Raw genomic sequence first — 21,306 nt, 5'->3', positions numbered from 1 at the left:
GATTAAAAATTACCCAACTAATTCCACAAATTTAAACTCGCCCTCAACGGCAACTTTAGTCAAACCATGTTTAGATAAATTTTTCATAGATGCATCCCATTTTTTACCGCTTAAATTTGCGGTAATTTTTAGCTGCTGAAGATCCATTTTATTTTCGTTTCCTTTTAGTAAATCTACGATAAATTTCTCCTCGTCAGATAATTCAACGGTTTGTATTTTCTCAGGACGCATTTGCGGGAAGAACAATACTTCTTGAATAGAAGCATTATTAGTCAAGAACATCATCAAACGATCCATTCCAATTCCTAAACCAGAAGTAGGAGGCATACCGTATTCCAATGCTCTCAAGAAGTCCTCGTCGATTGTTCCGGTCGCTTCGTCATCCCCTTTTGCTGCCAAACGCATTTGGTCTTCAAAACGCTCTCTTTGGTCAATAGGGTCATTCAATTCCGAGTAAGCGTTGGCAACTTCTTTACCGCAAACCATTAATTCAAAACGCTCAGTCAAATCTGGATTGTCACGGTGCTCTTTACAAAGCGGAGACATTTCTTTTGGATAATCAGTAATGAAAGTTGGCTGAATATAATTTCCTTCGCATTTTGCTCCGAAAATCTCATCAATCAATTTTCCTTTACCCATTGTTTCGTCAACCTCAATTCCCATTCCTTTGGCCGCTTCGAATAATTCAGCTTCACTTTTACCCGAAATGTCAAAACCGGTAAAATGTTTGATGGAATCCGTCATGGTTACACGCGCATAAGGAGCTTTAAAACTGATTTGGTGTTCGCCAAAAGTCACATCGCTCGTACCGTTTACACCAATGGCGCAATGCTCCAATAACTGCTCGGTAAATTCCATCATCCAATTGTAGTCTTTGTAGGCTACATATATTTCCATTGCGGTAAATTCCGGGTTGTGCGTTCTGTCCATTCCTTCGTTACGGAAGTTTTTCGAAAACTCATAAACACCGTCAAAACCACCAACAATCAATCTTTTTAAATACAATTCGTTTGCAATACGCATGTATAGCGGAATGTCTAGCGAATTGTGGTGCGTGATAAAAGGTCTCGCCGCAGCACCACCAGGAATTGATTGTAAAACCGGAGTTTCAACCTCCAAATATCCTTTATCGTTAAAGAACGAACGCATCGAGTTGAACAATTTGGTTCTTTTGATGAACGTTTCTTTTACATTTTGATTTACAGTCAAATCCACATAACGCATTCTGTAACGCAATTCAGCGTCGTTGAAAGCGTCAAATACATTTCCGTCTTCATCCGTTTTCGGCAATGGTAAAGGACGCAACGTTTTACTCAAGAAAGTAAAACCGCTGACACGAATACATTTTGCACCAACTTGTGTTGTAAACAATTCCCCTTCAATACCAATGAAATCGCCCAAATCGGTCAATTTTTTAAATACCTGATTGTACAAAGTTTTATCATCGCCTTCACACAAAACATCGCGGTTCACGTACAATTGAATACGCCCTTCGCTATCCTGCAATTCAGCAAAACAAGCTTTTCCTTGATCTCTCACGCTCATTAAACGCCCGGCAACAATTACCTTCTTACCTTCCTCAAAGTTTTCTTTAATTTGCTTGGAAGTATGATTTACAGGAAAAAGGTTTGCAGGATAAGGATTAATTCCCAAATTGCGTAAGCTTTGAAGTTTTTCTCTACGGATGATTTCTTGTTCGGATAATGCCATTATGTTCTGATTTTTAAGTCCGCAAAGATAAAATTTTTGTTTCAAGTTTCAACTGAAAGCTTTAAGGTTTTTTGTGGTTGATTTTTTTGTTTTTTTATGAATGTTCAGTCTCGGCCTGATCGCTATAGCGGCAATATTTTTTTTCTTGTCCAAGTATTCTGGAATATGATGAAAATAATTATTAAAAGAAAGTATCTTCGCCTAAAGAACCTAAAACTTAAAAGATGAAAAAAACTTTACTTTGCTTTTTTATAACATTATGTCTTTCAAGCTGTATCCTTAAGGAAAAGATGGTTATGAACGAAGATGGATCTGGAACTTTTTCATACGGATTTGATATGTCACCGATGTTTAAACTTGGGGTTAAAAAAGCAGATTCTACAAAAATCAATAAAATAATTGATACCACTTTTACTTTTAAAGAAGTATATGCGAAAATAAAAGACAGTATTTCTAAATTATCAGATGCAGATAAAGAAAAGATTGAAATGCTGGAGAAAGAAAAGGAGAAAATGAAACTCTTGGAAGGTTTTAAAGTCAGCATAAAAGTTAATGAAGAAAAAAAGCAATTCGAATATAGTATGGCATTCGATTTTCCTAGTGGAAATGATTTGAAATCTATTGCAACACCAGCTGAAAGTTTAGAGGCATTAGCAGCTGCAGATAAAAAGAGATTAGGAGCTTTGAGTGCTGTTCCAAAACCAGAAGAAAAAGCGACTGCAACTATTTTTTATGATGGAAAGGTTTTTATTAAAACAGTCACTCCTTCTAAAGATGATAAAAAAGTTAAAAAGAAAAAAGAAGCTAAGAAAGAAAAAAGTGAAAATCCGTTCTCTAAGAAAATGGATGAAATGCTTAAAGAATGTAAATACACGGCTGAATATCAATTTCCAAAAAAAATTAAAACCGTTTCACTTAAAAATGCAGTAATAAAGCCAGACAGAAAAAGTTTTACTGTTGAAGTTCCTCTTGATAACATGCAGGAAAGTAATGTAGATTTTGGTTTTAAAGTGGAATTTGAACAATAATTAGAGTCTTCAATTTAAATGTATTCTTAAAAATAGTCTTTGCATTTTTCATAAAAAATAACATTACAATGAAATTATATAAACTACTTGCCTTTTCTTTTTTACTAGCGACATTAACAAGCTGCACTTTTACTGAAAACATTTACATCAACGATAATGGAACTGGGAAATTCTCAGTAGATATGGATGGTTCTGCCTTAATGAGTATGGCTGGTGACCAACTTGGAGCCCAACTTGGAGCTGGTAAAAAAAATGACATCGATTCTACTTTTACTTTCAAACAATTATTTGAAGCTAAAAAAGACAGCATTGCCAAATTATCTCCTGAGGTTCAAAAAGAAATTAAAAAGTTGGAAAATTTCGTGGTTACAACAAAAATGAGTTCAGAGAAAAAACAACTTTTAATGACTTTGGCAACTGATTTTAAAAATGTAAATGAACTTCAGGATATTTTGCAAACCGCCAGTACTATGCAAAAATTAGAAGGAGGTGCAAATGCAAGTCCTCTTGGTAGTGGATTTGGGGATAATAATAGCAAACTAAATTACTTTTACGACGGAAAGAAATTTACCCGAAAAGCGGTAATCGATAAGCAAAAATTAGCTGAAAAGGTAAAAGATACCGCTGCAGATATGTCTAAAATGGTTTACGCATCGTCTAATTATATTGTTAAATATCATTTTCCAAAAAAGATAAAGAAAGTTTCAAATCCAGATGCTTTGTTCAGCGACGATCGTAAATCAATTACAATTCAATATTCTTTTACGGATTATATGGATAATCCTGATAAGCTTAACTTTGATGTTGAGTTTGAAAAATAACTTGCAGTAAAATGAAGTGCTAAGAACTTTGTACATTTGCAAAAACTTTTAATTATGCTCGCTCCCCTCTCGAAAGTAGAGGGGTTGGGGGTGAGGAAAAAAAATGAATAAAAAAATTCAACTTCAAGATTTAGGAAATAAGGATTATCAGGAAACCTGGGCGTATCAGGAAGAACTTTTCAAGGGAATCGTTGATTTGAAGATTCAAAACAGGAGAGACGAAACAACACTTGCAACCCCAAATTATTTCCTGTTTGTCGAACATCCGCATGTTTATACTTTAGGGAAAAGCGGTGATTTCAGTAATTTGCTTTTATCCGAAAAACAGTTGGAAGCCAAAGGTGCCACTTTCTACAAGATCAACCGTGGTGGAGATATAACTTATCACGGGCCCGGACAGATTGTGGGTTATCCTATTCTGGATTTGGAAAATTTCTTTTCAGACATTCATAAATACTTGCGTTTTCTGGAGGAAACCATAATTCTGACCTTGCAGGAATACGGATTAGAATGTGGCCGAAGCGACGGCGAAACCGGTGTTTGGCTTGGTGTGGGAACGCCATTTGCTCGCAAAATATGTGCGATGGGAGTGCGAGCTTCCCGCTGGGTTACGATGCATGGTTTTGCTCTCAATGTTAATGCCGATTTGGGTTATTTCGACAATATAATTCCGTGCGGAATCCGTGGCAAAGCGGTTACTTCTTTAAACGTTGAACTGGGTGTAGAAAAAGTTGATGAAGCCGAAGTAAAAGCCAAAATCCTGAAACATTTCAAGCAATTATTCGAAGCGGAATTCGTGAATAAATAGCCCATGGATTTTACGGATAAAACGGATTGACACGGATTTTTATTTTTTAATTGTAAAAGTCTTTGTGAACTTTGCGTTATCCTTTGCGCTCTTCGCGGTTAAATCTGAAATCAAAAATCGTTAATCTACAATCTTAAATCAGAATTCTAAACTCAGCTGTTCCGGCAAAAGTCTGAAACTCATTCGGTGGTATTTTGTGGTGCCGTATTTTTTAATGGCTTCACGGTGTTCTTGGGTTGGGTAACCTTTGTTTTTTTTCCAGTTATACATGGGGAATTCTTCGTGAATTTTGTCCATATATTCATCCCGATAAGTTTTTGCTAAGATGGATGCAGCAGCGATACTCAAATATTTGGAATCTCCTTTTATGATACTTTGATTAGGAATTGATTTAAGCAATTCAATTTCGGCTTTGGTGAATTGTTTACCGAAGGAGTTTTTTAAACCCAATTTGGCATTCAACGAACGGTTACCGTCCACGATTATAAATTCGGGAGTTTGGGACAGTTTTAAAACACTTTCCTGCATGCCTTTCATTGAGGCATTCAGTATGTTTATTTCGTCAATTTCTGCCGGATGCAGATGGGTTACGGCAAATGTAATGGCTTGTTCTTCAATAATTGGTCTTAGTTTTTCTCTCGTTTTTTCAGATAGTTGTTTACTGTCATTTAGGATTGAATTTTTAAAATCAATTGGCAGGATCACTGCTGCCGCTGTGACAGGTCCGGCAAGACAACCACGTCCGGCTTCGTCGGTTCCGGTTTCGAGGAGGAATGAAGAAAAATTATTTTGAAGCATATTGAATTTTTTGTGTGCAAAGATTAATTTTTTTAGCCACAAATTATACTAATTTTTACAAATTTGAATGTTTTCAGTTTGTTGTTTAGGAACAGTTTTTCGCGAGAGGGATGGGAGTAAGTTACCTTGTAACACGGACAGCCCGACAGCATCCTGATAAAAGGGCGTGTACGCGCAAACTAAATTAGCCCTTTTATCGGGATGGTGGCTCGCCCAACTAATTATTATGAAAAGGAAATTAAATTATGTTTTGCGGTTTCTCTTATAAATTGCGGTGTTTTTTCATTTATACATTTTTATCCTTTACCTTTGCTCGGTCTATCGATTAAAATAATTTGCCTAATTATAATTTTTTCAAATGAGGATTTTCTTTTCGTTGTTTTTTTTAGCTTTTCCGGTTCTCCTGTTTTCGCAGAAAAAGAAGGATGTCAATAGTGCTAAAGAAATTGATTATAATTCAAAATACAATGCTACAGATTCGATAAAGAAGAAAAAAGCACCTGAGGCAACTATTGATATGTATCAGATTATTTCGTTGGACAAGGATACCACCTACATTGATACTACACAATCTATTCGAAAAGAGCATAGTTTTAATTATTTGAGAAAAGATAATTTTGGGCTTTTGAGTTTTCCAAATGAAGGGCAAACTTATAATACTTTGCAATATGGATTGAATGGCTTTACTCCTTATCCGGGTATGGGATTTACAGCAAAACGCTTTAATTATAGTAATGCCGAAGATATTAGATATGCCAATGTTGCTACTCCGGTAACCGAGTTGTATTTTAAAACAACTTTAGTTCGAGGGCAATCTACTGATGTGTTTTTTTCTTTGAATACCTCTCCACGCTTGAATTTCTCTATTGCTTATAGAGCTTTGCGTTCTGAAGGGAGATATATTAACGTTGATTCTAGAACTGGGAATTTCAGGTTTACTACCAGTTATAATTCCAAGGGCGGACGTTATATTGCCAATGCACATTATGTAGCGCAGAAAATTCAGAACGAGGAAAATGGAGGTATTAGCAATGTGAGTGATTTTGAAAGTGGTGATCCTCAGTTTGACAACAGACAGCGATTGGGGGTATATTTTGAGGACGCTATGTCTTTGTTGAAAGGAAAACGTTTTTTTGTAGATCAAACCTTCAGGATAAATCCAAAAAAAGGTGACAATAATTTGTATGTTACTGAACAGTTCAATTACGAAGATATCTATTTTAATTATACCCAACAGACTGTTCCTTCGAGTGTAGGCGGTAAGATTGTGGATCGCTTTGGTGAGTCATTTGTTACTAGTGGGATCAGTGATAAAACTACCTATAATAAAATGTATAATAAACTGGGAGCGGTTTATGAAAACATGCTTTTGGGATCTTTTACTTTTTTTGTAGATGATTTGCATTCCAATTATTTTTACAACAATATCTTGTATTTCGATGCCGAAACGGTTCCAAACTTGTTAAGTCAGGCCATAAACAATATTGGTGGTCAGTATAATTATCGTAAGGACAAATGGAATGGGAAATTTTTATATTCGAAATCGGTTACTGACCAAAATTTATCCAATCTAGACGCATCGGCGGTATATGAAATTAATGATGAGAATCAGATATCATTTCGATACCAAAACATGAATAAATTGCCAAATAATAATTTTGATTTGTTCCAAAGCAGTTATAAAAAGTACAATTGGTCGAATGATTTTGTAAATGAAAAAATAAATTCTATTAGTGTTAATGCCGAAACAAAATGGGGTTCTGTGTCCGTTTTGTTGAATTCGATAAATGATCATTTGTATTTTGCTGATGTATCGACCGATGCAGAAAGAGCAGCAGGTACTCAAATTATTGCACCTGCACAATACGGTAAAGCAATAAATTATGCTTCATTGAAGGTTTCGAAAGAGTTTGTTTTTGGCAAATGGGCATTAGACAATACGTTGTTGTACCAAAAAGTAGATCAGCCTGACTTTATTTTGAATGTTCCGGAATTTCTAACTAGAAATACGTTGTATTACTCGAATCATATGTTTGATAGAAAATTGTTTTTTCAAACAGGAGTAGAATTAAATTATTTCACAAGTTATTATAGTAACAGTTACAATCCTTTGATAGGCGAGTTTTTTGTTCAGGATAAAGTGAAGATTGGGAACTTTCCGCTTCTTGATTTCTTTTTTAATGCAAAAATCCAACGCACCCGAGTTTATTTGAAAGCAGAACACTTCAATTCGTTGTTTTCAAAAAGCAATTATTTTTCTGATCCTAATAATCCGTACCGCGATTTCCTAATTCGTTTTGGATTAGTTTGGAATTTCTTCAATTAATTTAGAACTTAGTAACTTAAAAGTTAAGCTTTCAATCGAAAAATGAGTTAACTTTGTTTTGTATATTAATTATATAGATATAGTATAGTTTAAAATTGACTCAAATATTGACACAATGGAATATTCAGAAAATATATTAGGTACTATTGGAAACACTCCATTGGTAAAGCTCAATAAAGTGACTACCGAGGTAGATGCTTTGGTTTTGGCCAAGGTTGAAACATTCAATCCCGGTAATTCGGTAAAAGATCGAATGGCTGTAAAAATGATTGAAGATGCCGAAGCCGATGGAAGATTGAAGCCAGGAGGAACGATAATTGAGGGAACTTCCGGAAATACTGGAATGGGGTTAGCGCTGGTTGCTATTGTTAAAGGATATAAATTGATTTGTGTTATGTCCGACAAGCAGTCCAAAGAAAAAATGGATATTCTTCGTGCGGTGGGAGCCAAAGTGGTGGTTTGTCCAACGGATGTCGAGCCAAATGATCCGCGTTCTTATTATTCGGTTTCTAAAAAATTAGCCGAAGAAACGCCTAATTCCTGGTATGCCAACCAATATGATAACTTATCCAATTCAGTGGCACATTATGAACAAACGGGACCTGAAATTTGGAGACAGACAGATGGTAAAATCACGCATTTTGTTGTTGGAGTAGGTACAGGAGGCACTATTTCCGGAGTTGGTAAATATTTAAAAGAAAAAAATCCGAATATCAAAATCTGGGGAATTGATACCTATGGTTCTGTTTTTAAAAAATATCATGAGACCGGAATTTTTGACGAAAATGAAATTTATTCCTACATCACCGAAGGAATAGGTGAAGATATTTTGCCAAAAAATGTTGATTTTTCTATCATTGATGGATTCACAAAAGTAACCGATAAAGATGCGGCACTTTATACGCGAAAGATTGCGCTTGAAGAAGGAATTTTTGTGGGTAATTCGGCCGGTGCAGCAATAAAAGGCTTGTTGCAGCTCAAAGAACATTTCAAACCGGAAGATGTGGTTGTGGTTTTGTTTCATGATTCAGGAAGCCGTTATGTAGGCAAAATGTTCAATGACGATTGGATGAGGGAAAGAGGATTTCTTGAGGAGGATTACACCAAAGCCGAAGATGTTATCAAAGATCATATGGACAAACAATTGATTGTTGTCCGTACAGAAGAACTGGTTTCGCATGCTATTGAAAGGATGCGTAAGCATAATATTTCGCAACTTCCAGTAGTTGATATTTCTGGTTTTGTTGGTTCTGTTGATGAAACCGATTTGTTTAGAAGTTACGTAGCCGATAAAAATGTGATTGATAAACCGATCAAAGAAGTAATGGGGAAATCGTTTCCTATTGTAAAATTAAATACGCCGTTAGAAAAAGTATCCCGATTGTTTACCAAAGAAAATGATGCCGTTTTGGTTGATCTTGAAAATGGACATCATCAAATCATTACCAAGTCAGATATAATTAAGTCGATGAAGTAAATTATTACAATTTTAAAATCAAAAATCATAATTCGTTAATCTTAAATCTCAAATAAAATTGACCTTCACTGCAATAGATTTTGAAACCGCAACCGGATACCATCCTTGTTCCGTTGGTATTGTTACTGTAGAAAATGGTGTTATTGTTGATGAGTTCGTGACTTTAATCAAACCGCCCAATAATGAATATAATCCTTATACGATAAGAGTTCACGGAATTTATCCGAGTGATACGTTAAACGCAAAGACATTTTTGGAAGTGTTTCCTGAAATTCAGAAAAGACTTCAAAATAGAGTCGTTGTGGCTCATAATGAGAGTTTCGATCGTAATGTTTTGTCAAAGTCAATGGATCTTTACGGTTTGAAGTACGAGGATTTAAATATTGGTTCCCGTTGGGAATGTACAGTCAAAATTTATAAGTCCAAAGGATTGAAACCTACTACTCTGAGTGATTGCTGTAGAGCAATGAAAATTCAGCTGAATCATCACGAGGCGCTTTCGGATGCACGTGCTTGTGCTAAATTATATTTGTTGAAATAATTTTTCCGAATAGGTATAATTGAAGAATTGTCTTTCTTTTTATTTTTTTTGTAAGTTAAGTTGTTGTTTTTTTATTACATTAGACAATTAGTTTATTGTCTAAGGAGTTTATAAAAACGGAACAAAATGAAAGAAGATTTTCTCCATTACCTTTGGAAATTCAAAAAGTTTGACACTTTAAATTTAAAAACTTGTAACCAAGAGGAAATTATAATCGGTAATGTGGGGCAGTTTCTGGAATTGGCTGGTCCTGATTTTTTCAATGCACAAATAACTATTGGTAATCAAAAATGGGCAGGAAATGTTGAAATTCATATTAAATCATCCGATTGGTATTTGCATCATCATGAAAAAGATTCAAATTATGAAAATGTAATTTTGCACGTGGTTTGGGAACATGATTCGGAAATTTACAGAAATAATAATTCTGAAATTCCGGTTCTTGAACTTAAGAATTATGTTAGTAAGGAAACTTTAGATAATTATAAAAAGCTGCTGACGCCCAAATCTTGGATCTTTTGCGAAAAGCAATTAAAGGGAATCCCTCAATTTGAATTAACGAATTGGCAGGAGCGCTTGTTTTTTGAACGCTTGGAACGAAAATCAAAACCTATTTTGGAATTGTTACAGTCAACTAACAATGATTGGGAAGCTGTTTTATTTTGTCTTTTGGCAAAGAATTTTGGATTAAATACTAATGGCGAAATTTTTTTTAAGATTGCTCAGGCTATTCCTTTTTCAGTTATTCGAAAAGAATGTTTTGAAGTCGAAAATCTGGAAGCATTATTGTTTGGATCTGCCGGATTGCTGGATGCTGAGAAAGAAGATAGCTGTTTCAAAGATTTAAAATTCAGGTATTTTTATTTGCTTCATAAACACCAAATTGAAAAGAGTCGCGTCGAACCCGTTCAGTTTTTTAAACACCGTCCTGATAATTTTCCAACAATTAGACTTTCACAATTAGCAAATTTGTATCACAGTCAGCAAAATCTGTTTTCCAAAATAACCGATTTGAATTCTGTCGAAGTTGCTTATGAAATTTTTCGTATTTCGGTAACTCCTTACTGGGAAACGCATTATCAATTTGATAAAGAAAGTCCTAAGAAGACAAAAAAATTAACCAAATCCTTTATAGATTTGATAGTTTTGAATACAATTATTCCGCTTCAATTTGCTTATGCTAAAAGTCAGGGAAAAGAAGTTTCAGAAGATATAATTGCTGTTTTGAATGAAGTTGAACCTGAAAAGAATTCCATTATTGAAAAATTCAGCTCTTTCGGAATAAAAGCTAAAAATGCATTTGAAAGTCAATCACTACTGCAACTTAAAAATGAATATTGTAATAAGAATAAATGTTTGGATTGTGCTATTGGAATGGAATTGCTTAGAAATAATTAGATAAATAGAAAATGTGGGTAATTAGATAATTTGTAAGTTTGTAAAAAAATAAAAATGCGAGCAATTTTAAAACTGAAATTCTTTTTTGAAAAATATGGTTTCCATGTTTCTTCCCGATTGGCAGATAAATTAGGAATGCGTGTGACCAATGTTCGTTTGTTTTTTATATACATATCATTTGTTACTGCAGGTTTGGGATTCGGGGTTTATCTTACGCTGGCATTTTGGATTCGGCTAAAAGATTTAATTCGGGCGAAAAGGACTTCCGTTTTTGATTTGTAGAAATGATTTATACGTACAAATTATAAGAAATAAAAAAGGGATTTTAAAGTGGTTAAGCTTTGAAATCCCTTTTTGTATATATGAATTAATTTAGTCTTTCGATTTTTTGAGACTATACGAATAAACGAATATATGTATAAAAGCAAATGCTAATGAAAAGTAGAATAGAAAATCTTCATGTACTTTTGGATCCAAGTAATTGATTAAAGATACGATAACTAAAGCTACTACCATTCCTAAACCAGAACTTGCAACAGTTTTGTAGTTGTTTAGGCTGAAATTTCCTTTGTTAAGTATGCTGTTTTTCATTCCGTAAAACAAATACAAATCAAAACCAATCATCATCCATACAATTAATCTAATCCAAGTATCTAATGGTAAGAAGATCATCATGAATAAACATACTAAAACACCGGCAATCGGAACAATCGGAACAAAAGGTGTTGAAAATGCTCTCGGTGCTTCAGGCATCTTTTTACGCATGATTAATACACCTATACACACAAGTATAAAAGCAAATAAAGTACCAATACTTGTCATTTCTCCAACTACTCTTGCAGGAACAAAAGCGGCAAAAAGACTCACGATAACCATGAATAATAAATTGTTTTTGGCAGGAGTTCTGAATTTTTCGTGTACTTCCGAGAAAATTTTTGGCATTAGTCCATCTTTACTCATAGAGAAAAACACTCTACTTTGTCCCATTAGCATTACTAAAATAACCGAAGAGTAACCTCCTAAAATTGCTAATATAATTGCATTGTTTAGCCAAGGATAGGCGGGAGTTATTAATCCATTTGCGCCCATAGATCCCATAGCATCAACAGCAATGGCTACTGGTGCAATACCATCTTTACCCGCAAAAGCTTGATAATTTACTACTCCTGTCATTACGTGAGCAAAAAGAATATAAAGGATAGTGCATATTGCTAACGACAATAATATCCCGATTGGCATATCTCTTTTTGGGTTTTTGGCTTCCTGTGCAGCAGTTGAAACGGCATCAAACCCAATGTAGGCAAAAAATACAATGGCTGCGGCTCTAATAATTCCTGAGAAACCGAATTCTCCAAATTTGCCTGTATTTTCAGGGATATATGGATGGTAGTTTTCTGGTCTTATGTATTGCCATCCTACTGCAATAAAAACTAAAACAACTGTGACTTTTAATAGTACAATTAGACCATTTACTAAAGCCGATTCTTTTGTTCCTCTTATTAATATTAATGACATAATCATAACGATGGCAACTGCTGGAATATTGATGATGCCGCCTTCAAATGGAGAAAGCATATAGGCTTCGTTTAGATGAATTCCGTAACTACTCAAGAATTTTCCAAAATACCGTGACCAACTGATAGAGACTGTCGCAGCACCTACTGCATATTCTAAAACTAAATCCCAACCAATTATCCAAGCGACAAATTCACCCATTGTTGCGAATGAGTATGTGTAGGCACTACCCGCAACTGGAATCATTGAAGAAAATTCTGCATAGCATAAACCTGCAAAAATGCAACCAAAAGCAGCTACTAAAAAAGAAATGGTTATTGCAGGACCAGCATTCATTGATGCTGCTAGACCTGTTATTGAAAATAATCCAGCTCCGATAATTGCACCAATTCCTAATGCAACCAATCCAGGTGCTGTTAATGTTTTCTTTAATCCTTTTTCAGAATCCGCTGCTTCTGCTAATAGTTGAGCTAATGGTTTTCTTTTCCAAATAGACATGGTTTATGGTTTAAGTGTTATTAAGTGCCAAATGTATTGTTTTTTTACAAAAAAGTAAAAATTATAATTTCATTTTGCTAACAAATTTTAGAGTTTTCTTATTTTTTTATTTGGAAAAAAAGTAGTAATGATGATTTTTGTAAAATATTCACAAAGAATTGCAATTAATATTTTTCTTTTAAAAAAATATAACTGTTATATTTTTCATATTTTTAGAAATAAAAGAAGTTTCTTTAAAATCTCAAATTTGTGTTATGGCTTTCAATAAAATTAAAGAATATACAAAATTTTCGCGCGATCAGAGGACAGGGATTTTTGTCTTGTTTGGAATCGTGATAGTGTTGCAATTAGTTTGGTTTTTTGCTGATTTTAGTAAAATTGAGAAGATAACTCCGGAAGCACAAAAATGGCTTGCATTGCAATCTGAAGTTGAGGATGCAAAAAGAACAGTTCAGACCGATATGCCAAAGATGTATCCTTTTAATCCTAATTTTATAACAGACTACAAGGGATACAAACTAGGAATGTCGGTTCAGGAAATAGATCGTCTTTTGGCTTTTAGAGAGAAAAATAAATATGTTAATTCTGCTAAGGAATTCCAGGAAGTCACAAAAGTTTCAGATTCATTGTTGAATTTGATTGCTCCGTTTTTTAAATTTCCGGATTGGGTAAATCACAAGAAAGATTTTGTAGAACACAAATATGTTCAAAATTTGGCTTACGCCAAAAAAGAAAAGATAGTTTTGATTGATATTAATCAGGCAACCAAAGAAGATTTGATTATGGTAAATGGAGTTGGTGAGACGCTTTCTGTGCGTATTTTAACCCAAAAGGAAAAACTTGGAGGATTTGTTTCTATGGAGCAACTGAAAGAAGTTTGGGGTTTGTCTCCGGAAGTAATACAAAATCTAAATGTGTACTTTGGTGTTTTAAAGCTTCCAAATTTGAATAAAATTAATGTCAATAATGCTTCATTAAAGGAGCTGTCTCAGTTTTTTTATTTCAAATATGACCTGGCAAGACAAATTGTAAAATTCAGAAGCATGAATGGTGATTTTAAAAATATTGAGGATTTGATAAAAATTAATGGCTTTCCTGTTGAAAAAGCAAATTTTATTGCTTTATATTTGAGCTTTTAATACGAAAGATGTTTATGATGAATTTTGATTACAGTGAAACTCAATCTTTAATAGCGCAATCTATAAGAGATTTTGCCGAAAAAAATATAAGACCACATATTATGGAATGGGACGAAGCTCAGACTTTTCCAGTTCCGCTTTTTAAAAAATTAGGTGAAATGGGATTTATGGGGGCGCTTGTTCCTACTGAATTGGGAGGTTCAGGGCTAAATTACCATGAATACATAACGCTTGTTGAAGAAATTTCCAAAGTTGATCCTTCTATAGGTTTGTCTGTTGCTGCACATAATTCTTTATGTGTGAATCATATTTTGACTTTCGGTAATGAAGAGCAAAAGAAAAGATGGATTCCAAAATTGGCTTCTGCCGAACACATTGGTGCTTGGGGTTTGACTGAGCATAATACGGGGTCAGATGCTGGAGGAATGAATACTACTGCTGTTCGTGATGGAGACTTTTGGGTTGTTAATGGTGCTAAAAACTTTATTACCCATGCGATTTCAGGAGATATTGCTGTGGTAATTGTTCGTACCGGAGAAAAAGGTGATTCTAAAGGAATGACCACCTTTGTTTTTGAAAAAGGGATGATGGGATTTACTTCGGGGAAAAAAGAAAATAAACTGGGCATGCGTGCCAGCGAAACAGCTGAATTGATTTTTGATAATTGCAGAATTCCAGATGCTAATAGGTTGGGAGAAGTAGGTCAGGGATTTGTGCAGGCTATGAAAATTTTGGATGGAGGTCGTATCTCGATTGGTGCATTGGCGTTAGGGATAGCTAAAGGTGCGTATGAAGCGGCTTTGAAATATTCTAAAGAAAGATATCAATTTGGGCAGCCTATTTCAGATTTTCAGGCAATCTCCTTTAAATTGGTTGATATGGCTACCAATATTGAAGCTTCGGAATTGTTGTTGCACAAGGCGGCTTTTTTGAAAGGGCAAAACAGATCGGTAACTACATCCGGGGCAATGGCTAAGATGTATTCATCGGAGATGTGTGTAAAAGTGGCTAATGATGCTGTTCAAATACATGGTGGTTATGGTTATACCAAAGATTATCCTGTAGAGAAATTCTATAGGGATTCAAAATTATGCACAATAGGAGAGGGGACTACCGAAATTCAAAAATTGGTTATTTCTAGAGATTTATTGAAAGATTAAAGAAGAAAATAGAATAAAATAGAATAAAGAGAAAAGAGCCAAGAAGTAAGAAAATGCGTTTGGCTCTTTTTTTGTCTTTTCTCTTGTGTCTATCTTCTTACTTCTATTTTTTTTAAAATAATTCATAATTTATAACTCATAATTCATAATTAATTTTTACTTTTGCAGCCTTAACGAAAGGAGGTGATAAAATTATGCTAATTATACCAATTAAAGACGGAGAAAATATCGATAGAGCACTAAAGCGCTATAAAAGAAAATTTGATAAAACTGGAACTGTAAGACAGTTAAGAGCTCGTACAGCTTTTATTAAGCCTTCAGTTGTTAATAGGATGAAATTCCAAAAAGCCGCTTATATCCAAGGCTTGAGAGATAGTATCGAGAATATCTAATATTGTCATACATTTTGAAATAAATTACCGTTAGTAATTAAAGTTTCTTAACTTTGATTCTAACGGTTTTTTTATGGCTATAAATAATAAAGATGCATTTAGGGATTATTTGCAATTAGAAAAAAAATATTCTCCACATACCATTAATGCTTATTTGAATGATGTTGGTTATTTTGAATCATTTAATAAGGAGTGTTTTGGTGAGGAAGCCATTGATCAGGTAAATTACAGTCAAATTAGAAGTTGGATTGTTTCGCTTGTTGAGGATGGGATTTCGAATACTACAATAAATAGAAAGATTGCTTCTTTAAAATCTTTTTATAAATTTCTTTTAAAAACAAAACAAATTCAGGTTAATCCGTTGTTGAAACACAAGGTTTTAAAAACGGAAAAAAAACTTCAAATTCCATTTTCTGAAAAAGAGTTGGTCGAGGCTTTGTCTCAAAAATCAACCTCTGACGATTTTCAGGAAATTAGGGATAAGCTTATTGTGGAGTTGTTTTATACTTCGGGAATGCGCAGGACTGAGTTGATTCATTTAAAGCTTTTTAATGTTAATTTGATGAGTGGAACTTTAAAGGTGTTGGGAAAAAGGAATAAAGAACGCATTTTGCCGATTTTGCCAATAGTGGCTGAGCAACTATCTTTATATATAAGAGAGCGTTCAAAATTGGAAAATATAGTTGATGGGGATTATTTATTTCTCATAAAAAAAGGGTTAAAATTGAATGATTCTTTTGTGTATCGATTAATAAATTCATACTTTAGTAGTGTCTCCGAAAAGGTAAAAAAGAGTCCGCATATATTAAGACATACGTTTGCGACTCACTTATTGAATAATGGAGCCGATTTGAATTCAGTTAAAGAGTTATTAGGACATTCTAGTTTGGCTTCCACGCAGATTTATACGCATAGTAGTTTGTCAGAACTTAAAAAGGTGTATCAGGAGGCTCATCCTAGGAATAAAAAGTAATTCTTGAAATGTTTAACCATATAAAAAGATTGATTATGAAGGTAAATGTTCATGCAGTTAACTTTACTGTTGACAAAAAGCTGGTAGATTTCGTTCAAGAGAGAATGGATAAGTTGGAGAAATATTATGATAGAGTTGTCTCTTCAGATGTTTTTATGAAAGTGGAAAAGACTAGTGAAAAGGAAAATAAAATTGTGGAGGTAAAGATTAATGTCCCTGGGGATGATTTTTTGGTTAAGAAGCAGTGTAAATCCTTTGAGGAGGCTGTAGAGCAGGCGGCGGAATCGCTGGAAAGATTGTTGGTGAAACGTAAAGAAAAGTTAAGAGCACATATTTAATTAAAATTTTTTTCAAAAAATGTTTTGATTAAAGGATAAAATATCTACATTTGCAGTCCGTTAGAAATAGCGGACTTTTTTTATTGATAACGCCGATGTAGCTCAGCTGGCTAGAGCAGCTGATTTGTAATCAGCAGGTCGTGGGTTCGAGTCCCTCTATCGGCTCAAAAGGTAAAAGTTTTAATAGAAAAAGTTGGGAAGATACTCAAGCGGCCAACGAGGACGGACTGTAAATCCGTTGGGTAACCTTCGCAGGTTCGAATCCTGCTCTTCCCACAAGAATTGTTTTTTTTGGATTACGGATTTTGAGTGGTAGATTGAAAAATTTAAGATCAAAATTTAAGCTCTTCTAAAAATCAAGGATTCTGCCGACTTAGCTCAGGGGTAGAGTGCTTCCTTGGTAAGGAAGAGGTCACGGGTTCAAATCCCGTAGTTGGCTCAAGTAAGTAGGAAATTGAAATAAATATATAAACTAGATTAAAAATTAAGTAAAATGGCAAAAGAAACCTTTAACCGTTCGAAACCACACCTAAATATAGGTACGATCGGACACGTAGATCACGGTAAAACTACTTTAACAGCAGCAATCACAAAAGTGTTATCTGATGCTGGTTACTGTCAAGCAAAATCATTTGATCAAATTGATAATGCTCCAGAAGAAAAAGAAAGAGGTATTACAATTAATACATCTCACGTAGAGTACGAAACAGCTAACCGTCACTATGCTCACGTTGACTGTCCAGGTCACGCGGATTACGTAAAAAACATGGTTACTGGTGCTGCTCAAATGGACGGAGCTATCTTAGTAGTTGCTGCTACAGATGGTCCAATGCCACAAACTCGTGAGCACATCCTTTTAGGTCGTCAGGTAGGTATTCCAAGAATCGTTGTTTTCATGAACAAAGTGGATATGGTTGATGATGCTGAGTTGTTAGAGTTAGTTGAAATGGAAATCAGAGACTTGTTGTCTTTCTATGAGTATGATGGAGATAACTGTCCAGTTATTCAAGGATCTGCTTTAGGAGGATTGAATAATGATCCAAACTGGGTTCCTAAAATCATTGAATTGATGGAAGCTGTTGATAACTGGATCGAAGAGCCAGTACGTGACGTAGCTAAGCCATTCTTGATGCCGGTTGAGGACGTATTTACAATTACAGGTCGTGGAACTGTTGCTACAGGTCGTATCGAAACTGGAGTTGCTAATACTGGAGATCCAGTTGAAATCATTGGTATGGGAGCTGAGAAATTGACTTCTACAATTACTGGAGTTGAGATGTTCCGTAAAATCCTTGATAGAGGTGAAGCTGGAGATAACGTAGGTTTGTTGTTGAGAGGTATTGATAAAGCTGATATCAAAAGAGGTATGGTTATCATTAAACCAGGATCTGTTAAACCACACGCTACTTTCAAAGCTGAGGTGTATATCTTGAAAAAAGAAGAAGGTGGACGTCACACTCCATTCCATAATAACTACCGTCCACAGTTCTACGTACGTACAACTGACGTAACAGGAGTTATTACTTTACCAGAAGGTGTAGAGATGGTAATGCCAGGTGACAACTTAACTATTAATGTTTCTTTGTTAAGCCCAATCGCTATGAGTGTTGGTTTACGTTTCGCTATCCGTGAAGGTGGTAGAACAGTAGGTGCAGGTCAGGTAACTGAAATTGTAGCTTAATACTAAATAAATTCAATAAGCCAGCGTCGTGCTTATTACGACACTGGTTTTTTTCTACGGGCGTAGTTCAAGGGTAGAATAGCGGTCTCCAAAACCGTTGATGGGGGTTCGAATCCCTCCGCCCGTGCAAAATAAACTAATCACTATGACAAAAGTTGTTAATTACATATCAGAATCATTTGAAGAATTAAAATCAAATGTAACTTGGCCTGCTTGGGCTGAAGTACAACGTCTTACAATCGTTGTTGCTGTTTTTTCAGTGGTATTCGCTTTAGCAACGTGGGGAGTAGATGAAGTATTTGCAAAAACATTAGCTGTGTTTTTTAATTGGATAAAAGCATAATTTTTTCTAATGGCAGATAATAATATAAAAAAGTGGTATGTCGTTCGTGCAGTAAGCGGACAAGAAAATAAAGTGAAAGCTTATATCGAAACTGAAATTGCTCGTTTAGGAATGAGTGATTATGTTTCGCAAGTTCTTGTGCCTACCGAGAAAGTAGTTACTGTAAAAGAAGGAAAGAAATTATCTAAAGATAAAGTTTATTTTCCGGGATATGTTATGTTGGAAGCCAATTTAGTTGGTGAGATTCCTCATATTATTAAGTCTATTACAAGTGTTATTGGATTCTTAGGAGAGACTAAAGGAGGAGAACCTGTTCCGTTAAGAATGTCAGAAGTAAATAGAATGCTAGGTAAAGTTGATGAGTTAGCTGTTAACACAGATACTCGTGCTATTCCTTTCAACGTTGGAGAAACTATTAAAGTGATCGATGGTCCATTTAATGGTTTTAACGGTACAGTTGAAAAAATTAATGAAGAAAAGCGTAAACTTGAGGTAATGGTGAAAATTTTCGGTAGAAAAACACCTTTGGAATTGAGTTTTATGCAAGTTGAAAAAGTATAATTTTTGTTACATCTATAATAACCACTGCAATCGCTTCCAATGATTGTTGTGTTAAATTTTTTAAAAATGGCTAAAGAAATTAGTAAGGTAGTTAAACTACAAGTTAAGGGAGGTGCTGCGAACCCGTCGCCACCGGTTGGACCTGCTTTAGGAGCTGCTGGGGTAAACATCATGGAGTTCTGTAAGCAATTTAATGCTAGAACTCAAGATAAACCTGGCAAAATTTGTCCAGTGCAAATCACTGTGTACAAAGACAAATCATTTGATTTTGTTGTTAAGACTCCTCCTGCTGCTGTCCAGTTATTGGAAGCTGCAAAGCTAAAGTCAGGATCTGGTGAACCAAATCGTAAAAAAGTAGCTAGCGTTACTTGGGATGTTATCAAGGCAATTGCCGAAGATAAAATGGTAGATTTAAATGCATTCACAATCGAATCTGCAATGAGCATGATTGCTGGAACAGCTAGATCTATGGGTATAACCGTATCAGGAGATTCTCCTTTTTAATTAAGAGAAAGACATGGCAAAATTGACAAAAAAGCAAAAAGTGGCTGCTTCAAAAATTGAGAAGAACAAATTGTACTCTTTGAAAGATGCTGCGGCATTGATTAAAGAGGTTGCTTCTGCAAAATTTGATGAGTCAGTTGATATCGCAGTTCGTTTGGGTGTTGATCCAAGAAAAGCGAATCAAATGGTGAGAGGTGTAGTAACATTACCTCATGGAACAGGAAAAGATGTTAAAGTATTGGCATTGGTTACTCCAGATAAAGAAGCGGAAGCTAAAGAAGCTGGTGCAGATCATGTTGGTCTTGATGATTATCTACAAAAAATTAAAGATGGTTGGACAGATGTTGATGTAATCATCACTATGCCTGCTGTTATGGGTAAATTAGGTCCATTAGGTCGTATTTTAGGACCTAGAGGTTTAATGCCAAACCCTAAAACAGGTACTGTAACTATGGATGTTGCAAAAGCTGTTGCAGAGGTAAAAGCTGGTAAAATTGACTTTAAAGTTGATAAAACTGGTATCGTACATGCAGGAATTGGTAAAGTTTCTTTTGGAGCTGAGCAAATTGTTGACAACGCACACGAAATTATTCAAACATTAATCAAACTTAAACCAACTGCTGCTAAAGGTACATACATCAAAGGTATCCACCTTACAAGCACAATGAGTCCTGCAATTGCATTGGATCCAAAAGCAGTATAATTGGTAGTTAATAATTTTTAGTATGACTAGAGAAGAAAAATCAATCGCGATTGAAGATTTAACTGCACAGTTAGCTGGTACAAATATCATTTATGTATCTGATATTTCAGGGTTAGACGCAGAAACAACTTCAAACTTGAGAAGAGCTTGTTTTAAAGCAGGTGTTAAATTAGAAGTAGTAAAAAACACTTTGCTTGCAAAAGCAATGGAAGCTTCTGATAATGATTATGGAGATTTACCTTCTGTATTGGCAGGTAACAGTGCTATATTCATTGCAGATGTTGCAAATGCACCAGGAAAAATCATCAAAGATTTCAGAAAGAAAGCTGCAAAACCTATTTTAAAAGGTGCTTTTATCAATTCTGAGATTTATATCGGTGATGATCAATTGGATACATTGGCTACAATTAAATCTAGAGAAGAGCTTATCGGTGAAATCATTGGATTGTTACAATCGCCAGCTCAAAGAGTTATTTCTGCTTTACAAAACCAATTCGCAGGTAGCGAAGAGGCTGAAGCTTAATAACCAAAGCAAGGAGTTTCTCCTTGTTGCTTGAATTAGCGCACAATAAATAAATTATATTTTTACAAA

The 21,306-nt window shown here is 34.8% G+C and carries 22 protein-coding genes and 4 tRNA genes; 23 read left to right on the top strand and 3 right to left on the bottom strand.

Annotation, left to right across the window (positions count from 1 at the left end; translation table 11 throughout):
- Nucleotides 1-9: 9 nt before the first annotated feature.
- Complete coding sequence (lysS, locus tag OZP12_RS18455) at nucleotides 10-1,710, bottom strand: lysine--tRNA ligase (RefSeq protein WP_281226546.1); 1,701 nt, start codon at nucleotides 1,708-1,710, stop codon at nucleotides 10-12.
- Between the two features lie 224 nt (nucleotides 1,711-1,934).
- Here lysS and OZP12_RS18450 point away from each other — a divergent pair, with 224 nt between their 5' ends.
- From OZP12_RS18450 to lipB, 3 genes are all read left to right on the top strand, one after another.
- Complete coding sequence (locus tag OZP12_RS18450; RefSeq protein WP_281226545.1) at nucleotides 1,935-2,738, top strand: hypothetical protein; 804 nt, start codon at nucleotides 1,935-1,937, stop codon at nucleotides 2,736-2,738.
- A 68-nt stretch (nucleotides 2,739-2,806) separates the two neighbouring features.
- Nucleotides 2,807-3,559, top strand: a complete 753-nt coding sequence (locus OZP12_RS18445; protein ID WP_281226544.1) for a hypothetical protein — start codon at nucleotides 2,807-2,809, stop codon at nucleotides 3,557-3,559.
- A gap of 103 nt (nucleotides 3,560-3,662) precedes the next feature.
- Nucleotides 3,663-4,367 carry a lipoyl(octanoyl) transferase LipB gene (gene lipB, locus OZP12_RS18440; RefSeq protein WP_281226543.1) on the top strand — a complete coding sequence of 235 codons (705 nt, stop codon included), beginning with the start codon at nucleotides 3,663-3,665 and terminating at the stop codon, nucleotides 4,365-4,367.
- Nucleotides 4,368-4,505: 138 nt separating this feature from the next.
- Here lipB and rnhB read toward each other — a convergent pair whose 3' ends face one another.
- Nucleotides 4,506-5,165: a ribonuclease HII gene (gene rnhB / locus OZP12_RS18435; RefSeq protein WP_281226542.1), complete on the bottom strand. Its 660-nt coding sequence runs from the start codon at nucleotides 5,163-5,165 to the stop codon at nucleotides 4,506-4,508.
- A 358-nt stretch (nucleotides 5,166-5,523) separates the two neighbouring features.
- Between rnhB and OZP12_RS18430 the strand changes: the two genes are divergently transcribed.
- The 5 genes from OZP12_RS18430 to OZP12_RS18410 all read left to right on the top strand — a co-directional run bounded on the left by OZP12_RS18430 (nucleotide 5,524) and on the right by OZP12_RS18410 (nucleotide 11,189).
- Nucleotides 5,524-7,491 carry a putative porin gene (locus OZP12_RS18430; RefSeq protein ID WP_281226541.1) on the top strand — a complete coding sequence of 656 codons (1,968 nt, stop codon included), beginning with the start codon at nucleotides 5,524-5,526 and terminating at the stop codon, nucleotides 7,489-7,491.
- A 115-nt stretch (nucleotides 7,492-7,606) separates the two neighbouring features.
- Nucleotides 7,607-8,968, top strand: a complete 1,362-nt coding sequence (locus OZP12_RS18425) for a pyridoxal-phosphate dependent enzyme (protein WP_281226540.1) — start codon at nucleotides 7,607-7,609, stop codon at nucleotides 8,966-8,968.
- 58 nt (nucleotides 8,969-9,026) lie between these two features.
- Nucleotides 9,027-9,509, top strand: a complete 483-nt coding sequence (locus OZP12_RS18420) for a 3'-5' exonuclease (protein WP_281226539.1) — start codon at nucleotides 9,027-9,029, stop codon at nucleotides 9,507-9,509.
- A 126-nt stretch (nucleotides 9,510-9,635) separates the two neighbouring features.
- Entirely contained in the window at nucleotides 9,636-10,907 is a 1,272-nt protein-coding gene (locus OZP12_RS18415) for a DUF2851 family protein (protein WP_281226538.1), read from the top strand.
- A gap of 54 nt (nucleotides 10,908-10,961) precedes the next feature.
- Nucleotides 10,962-11,189 (top strand): PspC domain-containing protein, encoded by a 228-nt coding sequence (locus OZP12_RS18410; protein WP_281226537.1) that lies wholly within the window; start codon nucleotides 10,962-10,964, stop codon nucleotides 11,187-11,189.
- A 90-nt stretch (nucleotides 11,190-11,279) separates the two neighbouring features.
- Here OZP12_RS18410 and OZP12_RS18405 read toward each other — a convergent pair whose 3' ends face one another.
- Nucleotides 11,280-12,920, bottom strand: a complete 1,641-nt coding sequence (locus tag OZP12_RS18405; protein ID WP_281226536.1) for an amino acid permease — start codon at nucleotides 12,918-12,920, stop codon at nucleotides 11,280-11,282.
- Nucleotides 12,921-13,174: 254 nt separating this feature from the next.
- Here OZP12_RS18405 and OZP12_RS18400 point away from each other — a divergent pair, with 254 nt between their 5' ends.
- The 15 genes from OZP12_RS18400 (at nucleotide 13,175) to rplJ (ending at nucleotide 21,237) form a co-directional block, all read left to right on the top strand.
- Nucleotides 13,175-14,059 carry a ComEA family DNA-binding protein gene (locus OZP12_RS18400; RefSeq protein ID WP_281226535.1) on the top strand — a complete coding sequence of 295 codons (885 nt, stop codon included), beginning with the start codon at nucleotides 13,175-13,177 and terminating at the stop codon, nucleotides 14,057-14,059.
- 17 nt (nucleotides 14,060-14,076) lie between these two features.
- Nucleotides 14,077-15,219: an acyl-CoA dehydrogenase family protein gene (locus tag OZP12_RS18395; protein WP_281229088.1), complete on the top strand. Its 1,143-nt coding sequence runs from the start codon at nucleotides 14,077-14,079 to the stop codon at nucleotides 15,217-15,219.
- Nucleotides 15,220-15,413: 194 nt separating this feature from the next.
- The gene (gene rpsU, locus OZP12_RS18390; protein WP_035639407.1) at nucleotides 15,414-15,611 is read left to right on the top strand and encodes a 30S ribosomal protein S21; all 198 of its coding nucleotides are present in this window, start codon (nucleotides 15,414-15,416) and stop codon (nucleotides 15,609-15,611) included.
- Between the two features lie 73 nt (nucleotides 15,612-15,684).
- Nucleotides 15,685-16,584 carry a tyrosine-type recombinase/integrase gene (locus OZP12_RS18385; RefSeq protein ID WP_281226534.1) on the top strand — a complete coding sequence of 300 codons (900 nt, stop codon included), beginning with the start codon at nucleotides 15,685-15,687 and terminating at the stop codon, nucleotides 16,582-16,584.
- A 35-nt stretch (nucleotides 16,585-16,619) separates the two neighbouring features.
- Complete coding sequence (gene hpf / locus OZP12_RS18380; protein WP_281226533.1) at nucleotides 16,620-16,922, top strand: ribosome hibernation-promoting factor, HPF/YfiA family; 303 nt, start codon at nucleotides 16,620-16,622, stop codon at nucleotides 16,920-16,922.
- A gap of 91 nt (nucleotides 16,923-17,013) precedes the next feature.
- Nucleotides 17,014-17,087: transfer RNA gene (locus OZP12_RS18375), tRNA-Thr, on the top strand.
- Between the two features lie 30 nt (nucleotides 17,088-17,117).
- A tRNA-Tyr gene (locus OZP12_RS18370) sits at nucleotides 17,118-17,198 on the top strand.
- Nucleotides 17,199-17,289: 91 nt separating this feature from the next.
- Nucleotides 17,290-17,361: transfer RNA gene (locus tag OZP12_RS18365), tRNA-Thr, on the top strand.
- Nucleotides 17,362-17,415: 54 nt separating this feature from the next.
- Nucleotides 17,416-18,603, top strand: a complete 1,188-nt coding sequence (gene tuf, locus OZP12_RS18360) for an elongation factor Tu (RefSeq protein WP_281226532.1) — start codon at nucleotides 17,416-17,418, stop codon at nucleotides 18,601-18,603.
- Between the two features lie 56 nt (nucleotides 18,604-18,659).
- Nucleotides 18,660-18,730 (top strand) — tRNA-Trp (locus tag OZP12_RS18355).
- 18 nt (nucleotides 18,731-18,748) lie between these two features.
- Nucleotides 18,749-18,946, top strand: a complete 198-nt coding sequence (gene secE / locus OZP12_RS18350) for a preprotein translocase subunit SecE (protein WP_116763649.1) — start codon at nucleotides 18,749-18,751, stop codon at nucleotides 18,944-18,946.
- Nucleotides 18,947-18,955: 9 nt separating this feature from the next.
- On the top strand, nucleotides 18,956-19,507 hold the full coding sequence (nusG, locus tag OZP12_RS18345; RefSeq protein ID WP_035639366.1) for a transcription termination/antitermination protein NusG: 552 nt from the start codon (nucleotides 18,956-18,958) through the stop codon (nucleotides 19,505-19,507).
- Nucleotides 19,508-19,573: 66 nt separating this feature from the next.
- On the top strand, nucleotides 19,574-20,011 hold the full coding sequence (rplK, locus tag OZP12_RS18340; protein ID WP_035639405.1) for a 50S ribosomal protein L11: 438 nt from the start codon (nucleotides 19,574-19,576) through the stop codon (nucleotides 20,009-20,011).
- A 13-nt stretch (nucleotides 20,012-20,024) separates the two neighbouring features.
- A complete protein-coding gene (gene rplA / locus OZP12_RS18335; protein WP_281226531.1) occupies nucleotides 20,025-20,714 on the top strand; it encodes a 50S ribosomal protein L1 in 690 nt (229 codons plus the stop codon).
- Between the two features lie 22 nt (nucleotides 20,715-20,736).
- Nucleotides 20,737-21,237 carry a 50S ribosomal protein L10 gene (gene rplJ, locus OZP12_RS18330; RefSeq protein ID WP_281226530.1) on the top strand — a complete coding sequence of 167 codons (501 nt, stop codon included), beginning with the start codon at nucleotides 20,737-20,739 and terminating at the stop codon, nucleotides 21,235-21,237.
- Nucleotides 21,238-21,306 lie beyond the last annotated feature (69 nt).

Origin of the sequence: Flavobacterium aquiphilum (genome assembly GCF_027111335.1) — a bacterium.
In the GTDB taxonomy this organism is placed as follows: Bacteria; Bacteroidota; Bacteroidia; order Flavobacteriales; family Flavobacteriaceae; genus Flavobacterium; species Flavobacterium aquiphilum.
The sequence above is the reverse complement of the archived record's forward strand: the minus strand, read 5'-3'. Positions and strand labels throughout refer to the sequence as shown.

Excerpts from the sequence above, each read along its gene's own strand:
- lysS (WP_281226546.1), bottom strand. The coding sequence starts at position 1,710 with ATGGCATTATCCGAACAAGAAATCATCCGTAGAGAAAAACTTCAAAGC.
- OZP12_RS18450 (WP_281226545.1), top strand. The coding sequence starts at position 1,935 with ATGAAAAAAACTTTACTTTGCTTTTTTATAACATTATGTCTTTCAAGC.
- OZP12_RS18445 (WP_281226544.1), top strand. The coding sequence starts at position 2,807 with ATGAAATTATATAAACTACTTGCCTTTTCTTTTTTACTAGCGACATTA.
- lipB (WP_281226543.1), top strand. The coding sequence starts at position 3,663 with ATGAATAAAAAAATTCAACTTCAAGATTTAGGAAATAAGGATTATCAG.
- rnhB (WP_281226542.1), bottom strand. The coding sequence starts at position 5,165 with ATGCTTCAAAATAATTTTTCTTCATTCCTCCTCGAAACCGGAACCGAC.
- OZP12_RS18430 (WP_281226541.1), top strand. The coding sequence starts at position 5,524 with ATGAGGATTTTCTTTTCGTTGTTTTTTTTAGCTTTTCCGGTTCTCCTG.
- OZP12_RS18425 (WP_281226540.1), top strand. The coding sequence starts at position 7,607 with ATGGAATATTCAGAAAATATATTAGGTACTATTGGAAACACTCCATTG.
- OZP12_RS18415 (WP_281226538.1), top strand. The coding sequence starts at position 9,636 with ATGAAAGAAGATTTTCTCCATTACCTTTGGAAATTCAAAAAGTTTGAC.
- OZP12_RS18410 (WP_281226537.1), top strand. The coding sequence starts at position 10,962 with ATGCGAGCAATTTTAAAACTGAAATTCTTTTTTGAAAAATATGGTTTC.
- OZP12_RS18405 (WP_281226536.1), bottom strand. The coding sequence starts at position 12,920 with ATGTCTATTTGGAAAAGAAAACCATTAGCTCAACTATTAGCAGAAGCA.
- OZP12_RS18400 (WP_281226535.1), top strand. The coding sequence starts at position 13,175 with ATGGCTTTCAATAAAATTAAAGAATATACAAAATTTTCGCGCGATCAG.
- OZP12_RS18395 (WP_281229088.1), top strand. The coding sequence starts at position 14,077 with ATGAATTTTGATTACAGTGAAACTCAATCTTTAATAGCGCAATCTATA.
- rpsU (WP_035639407.1), top strand. The coding sequence starts at position 15,414 with ATGCTAATTATACCAATTAAAGACGGAGAAAATATCGATAGAGCACTA.
- OZP12_RS18385 (WP_281226534.1), top strand. The coding sequence starts at position 15,685 with ATGGCTATAAATAATAAAGATGCATTTAGGGATTATTTGCAATTAGAA.
- hpf (WP_281226533.1), top strand. The coding sequence starts at position 16,620 with ATGAAGGTAAATGTTCATGCAGTTAACTTTACTGTTGACAAAAAGCTG.
- tuf (WP_281226532.1), top strand. The coding sequence starts at position 17,416 with ATGGCAAAAGAAACCTTTAACCGTTCGAAACCACACCTAAATATAGGT.
- secE (WP_116763649.1), top strand. The coding sequence starts at position 18,749 with ATGACAAAAGTTGTTAATTACATATCAGAATCATTTGAAGAATTAAAA.
- nusG (WP_035639366.1), top strand. The coding sequence starts at position 18,956 with ATGGCAGATAATAATATAAAAAAGTGGTATGTCGTTCGTGCAGTAAGC.
- rplK (WP_035639405.1), top strand. The coding sequence starts at position 19,574 with ATGGCTAAAGAAATTAGTAAGGTAGTTAAACTACAAGTTAAGGGAGGT.
- rplA (WP_281226531.1), top strand. The coding sequence starts at position 20,025 with ATGGCAAAATTGACAAAAAAGCAAAAAGTGGCTGCTTCAAAAATTGAG.
- rplJ (WP_281226530.1), top strand. The coding sequence starts at position 20,737 with ATGACTAGAGAAGAAAAATCAATCGCGATTGAAGATTTAACTGCACAG.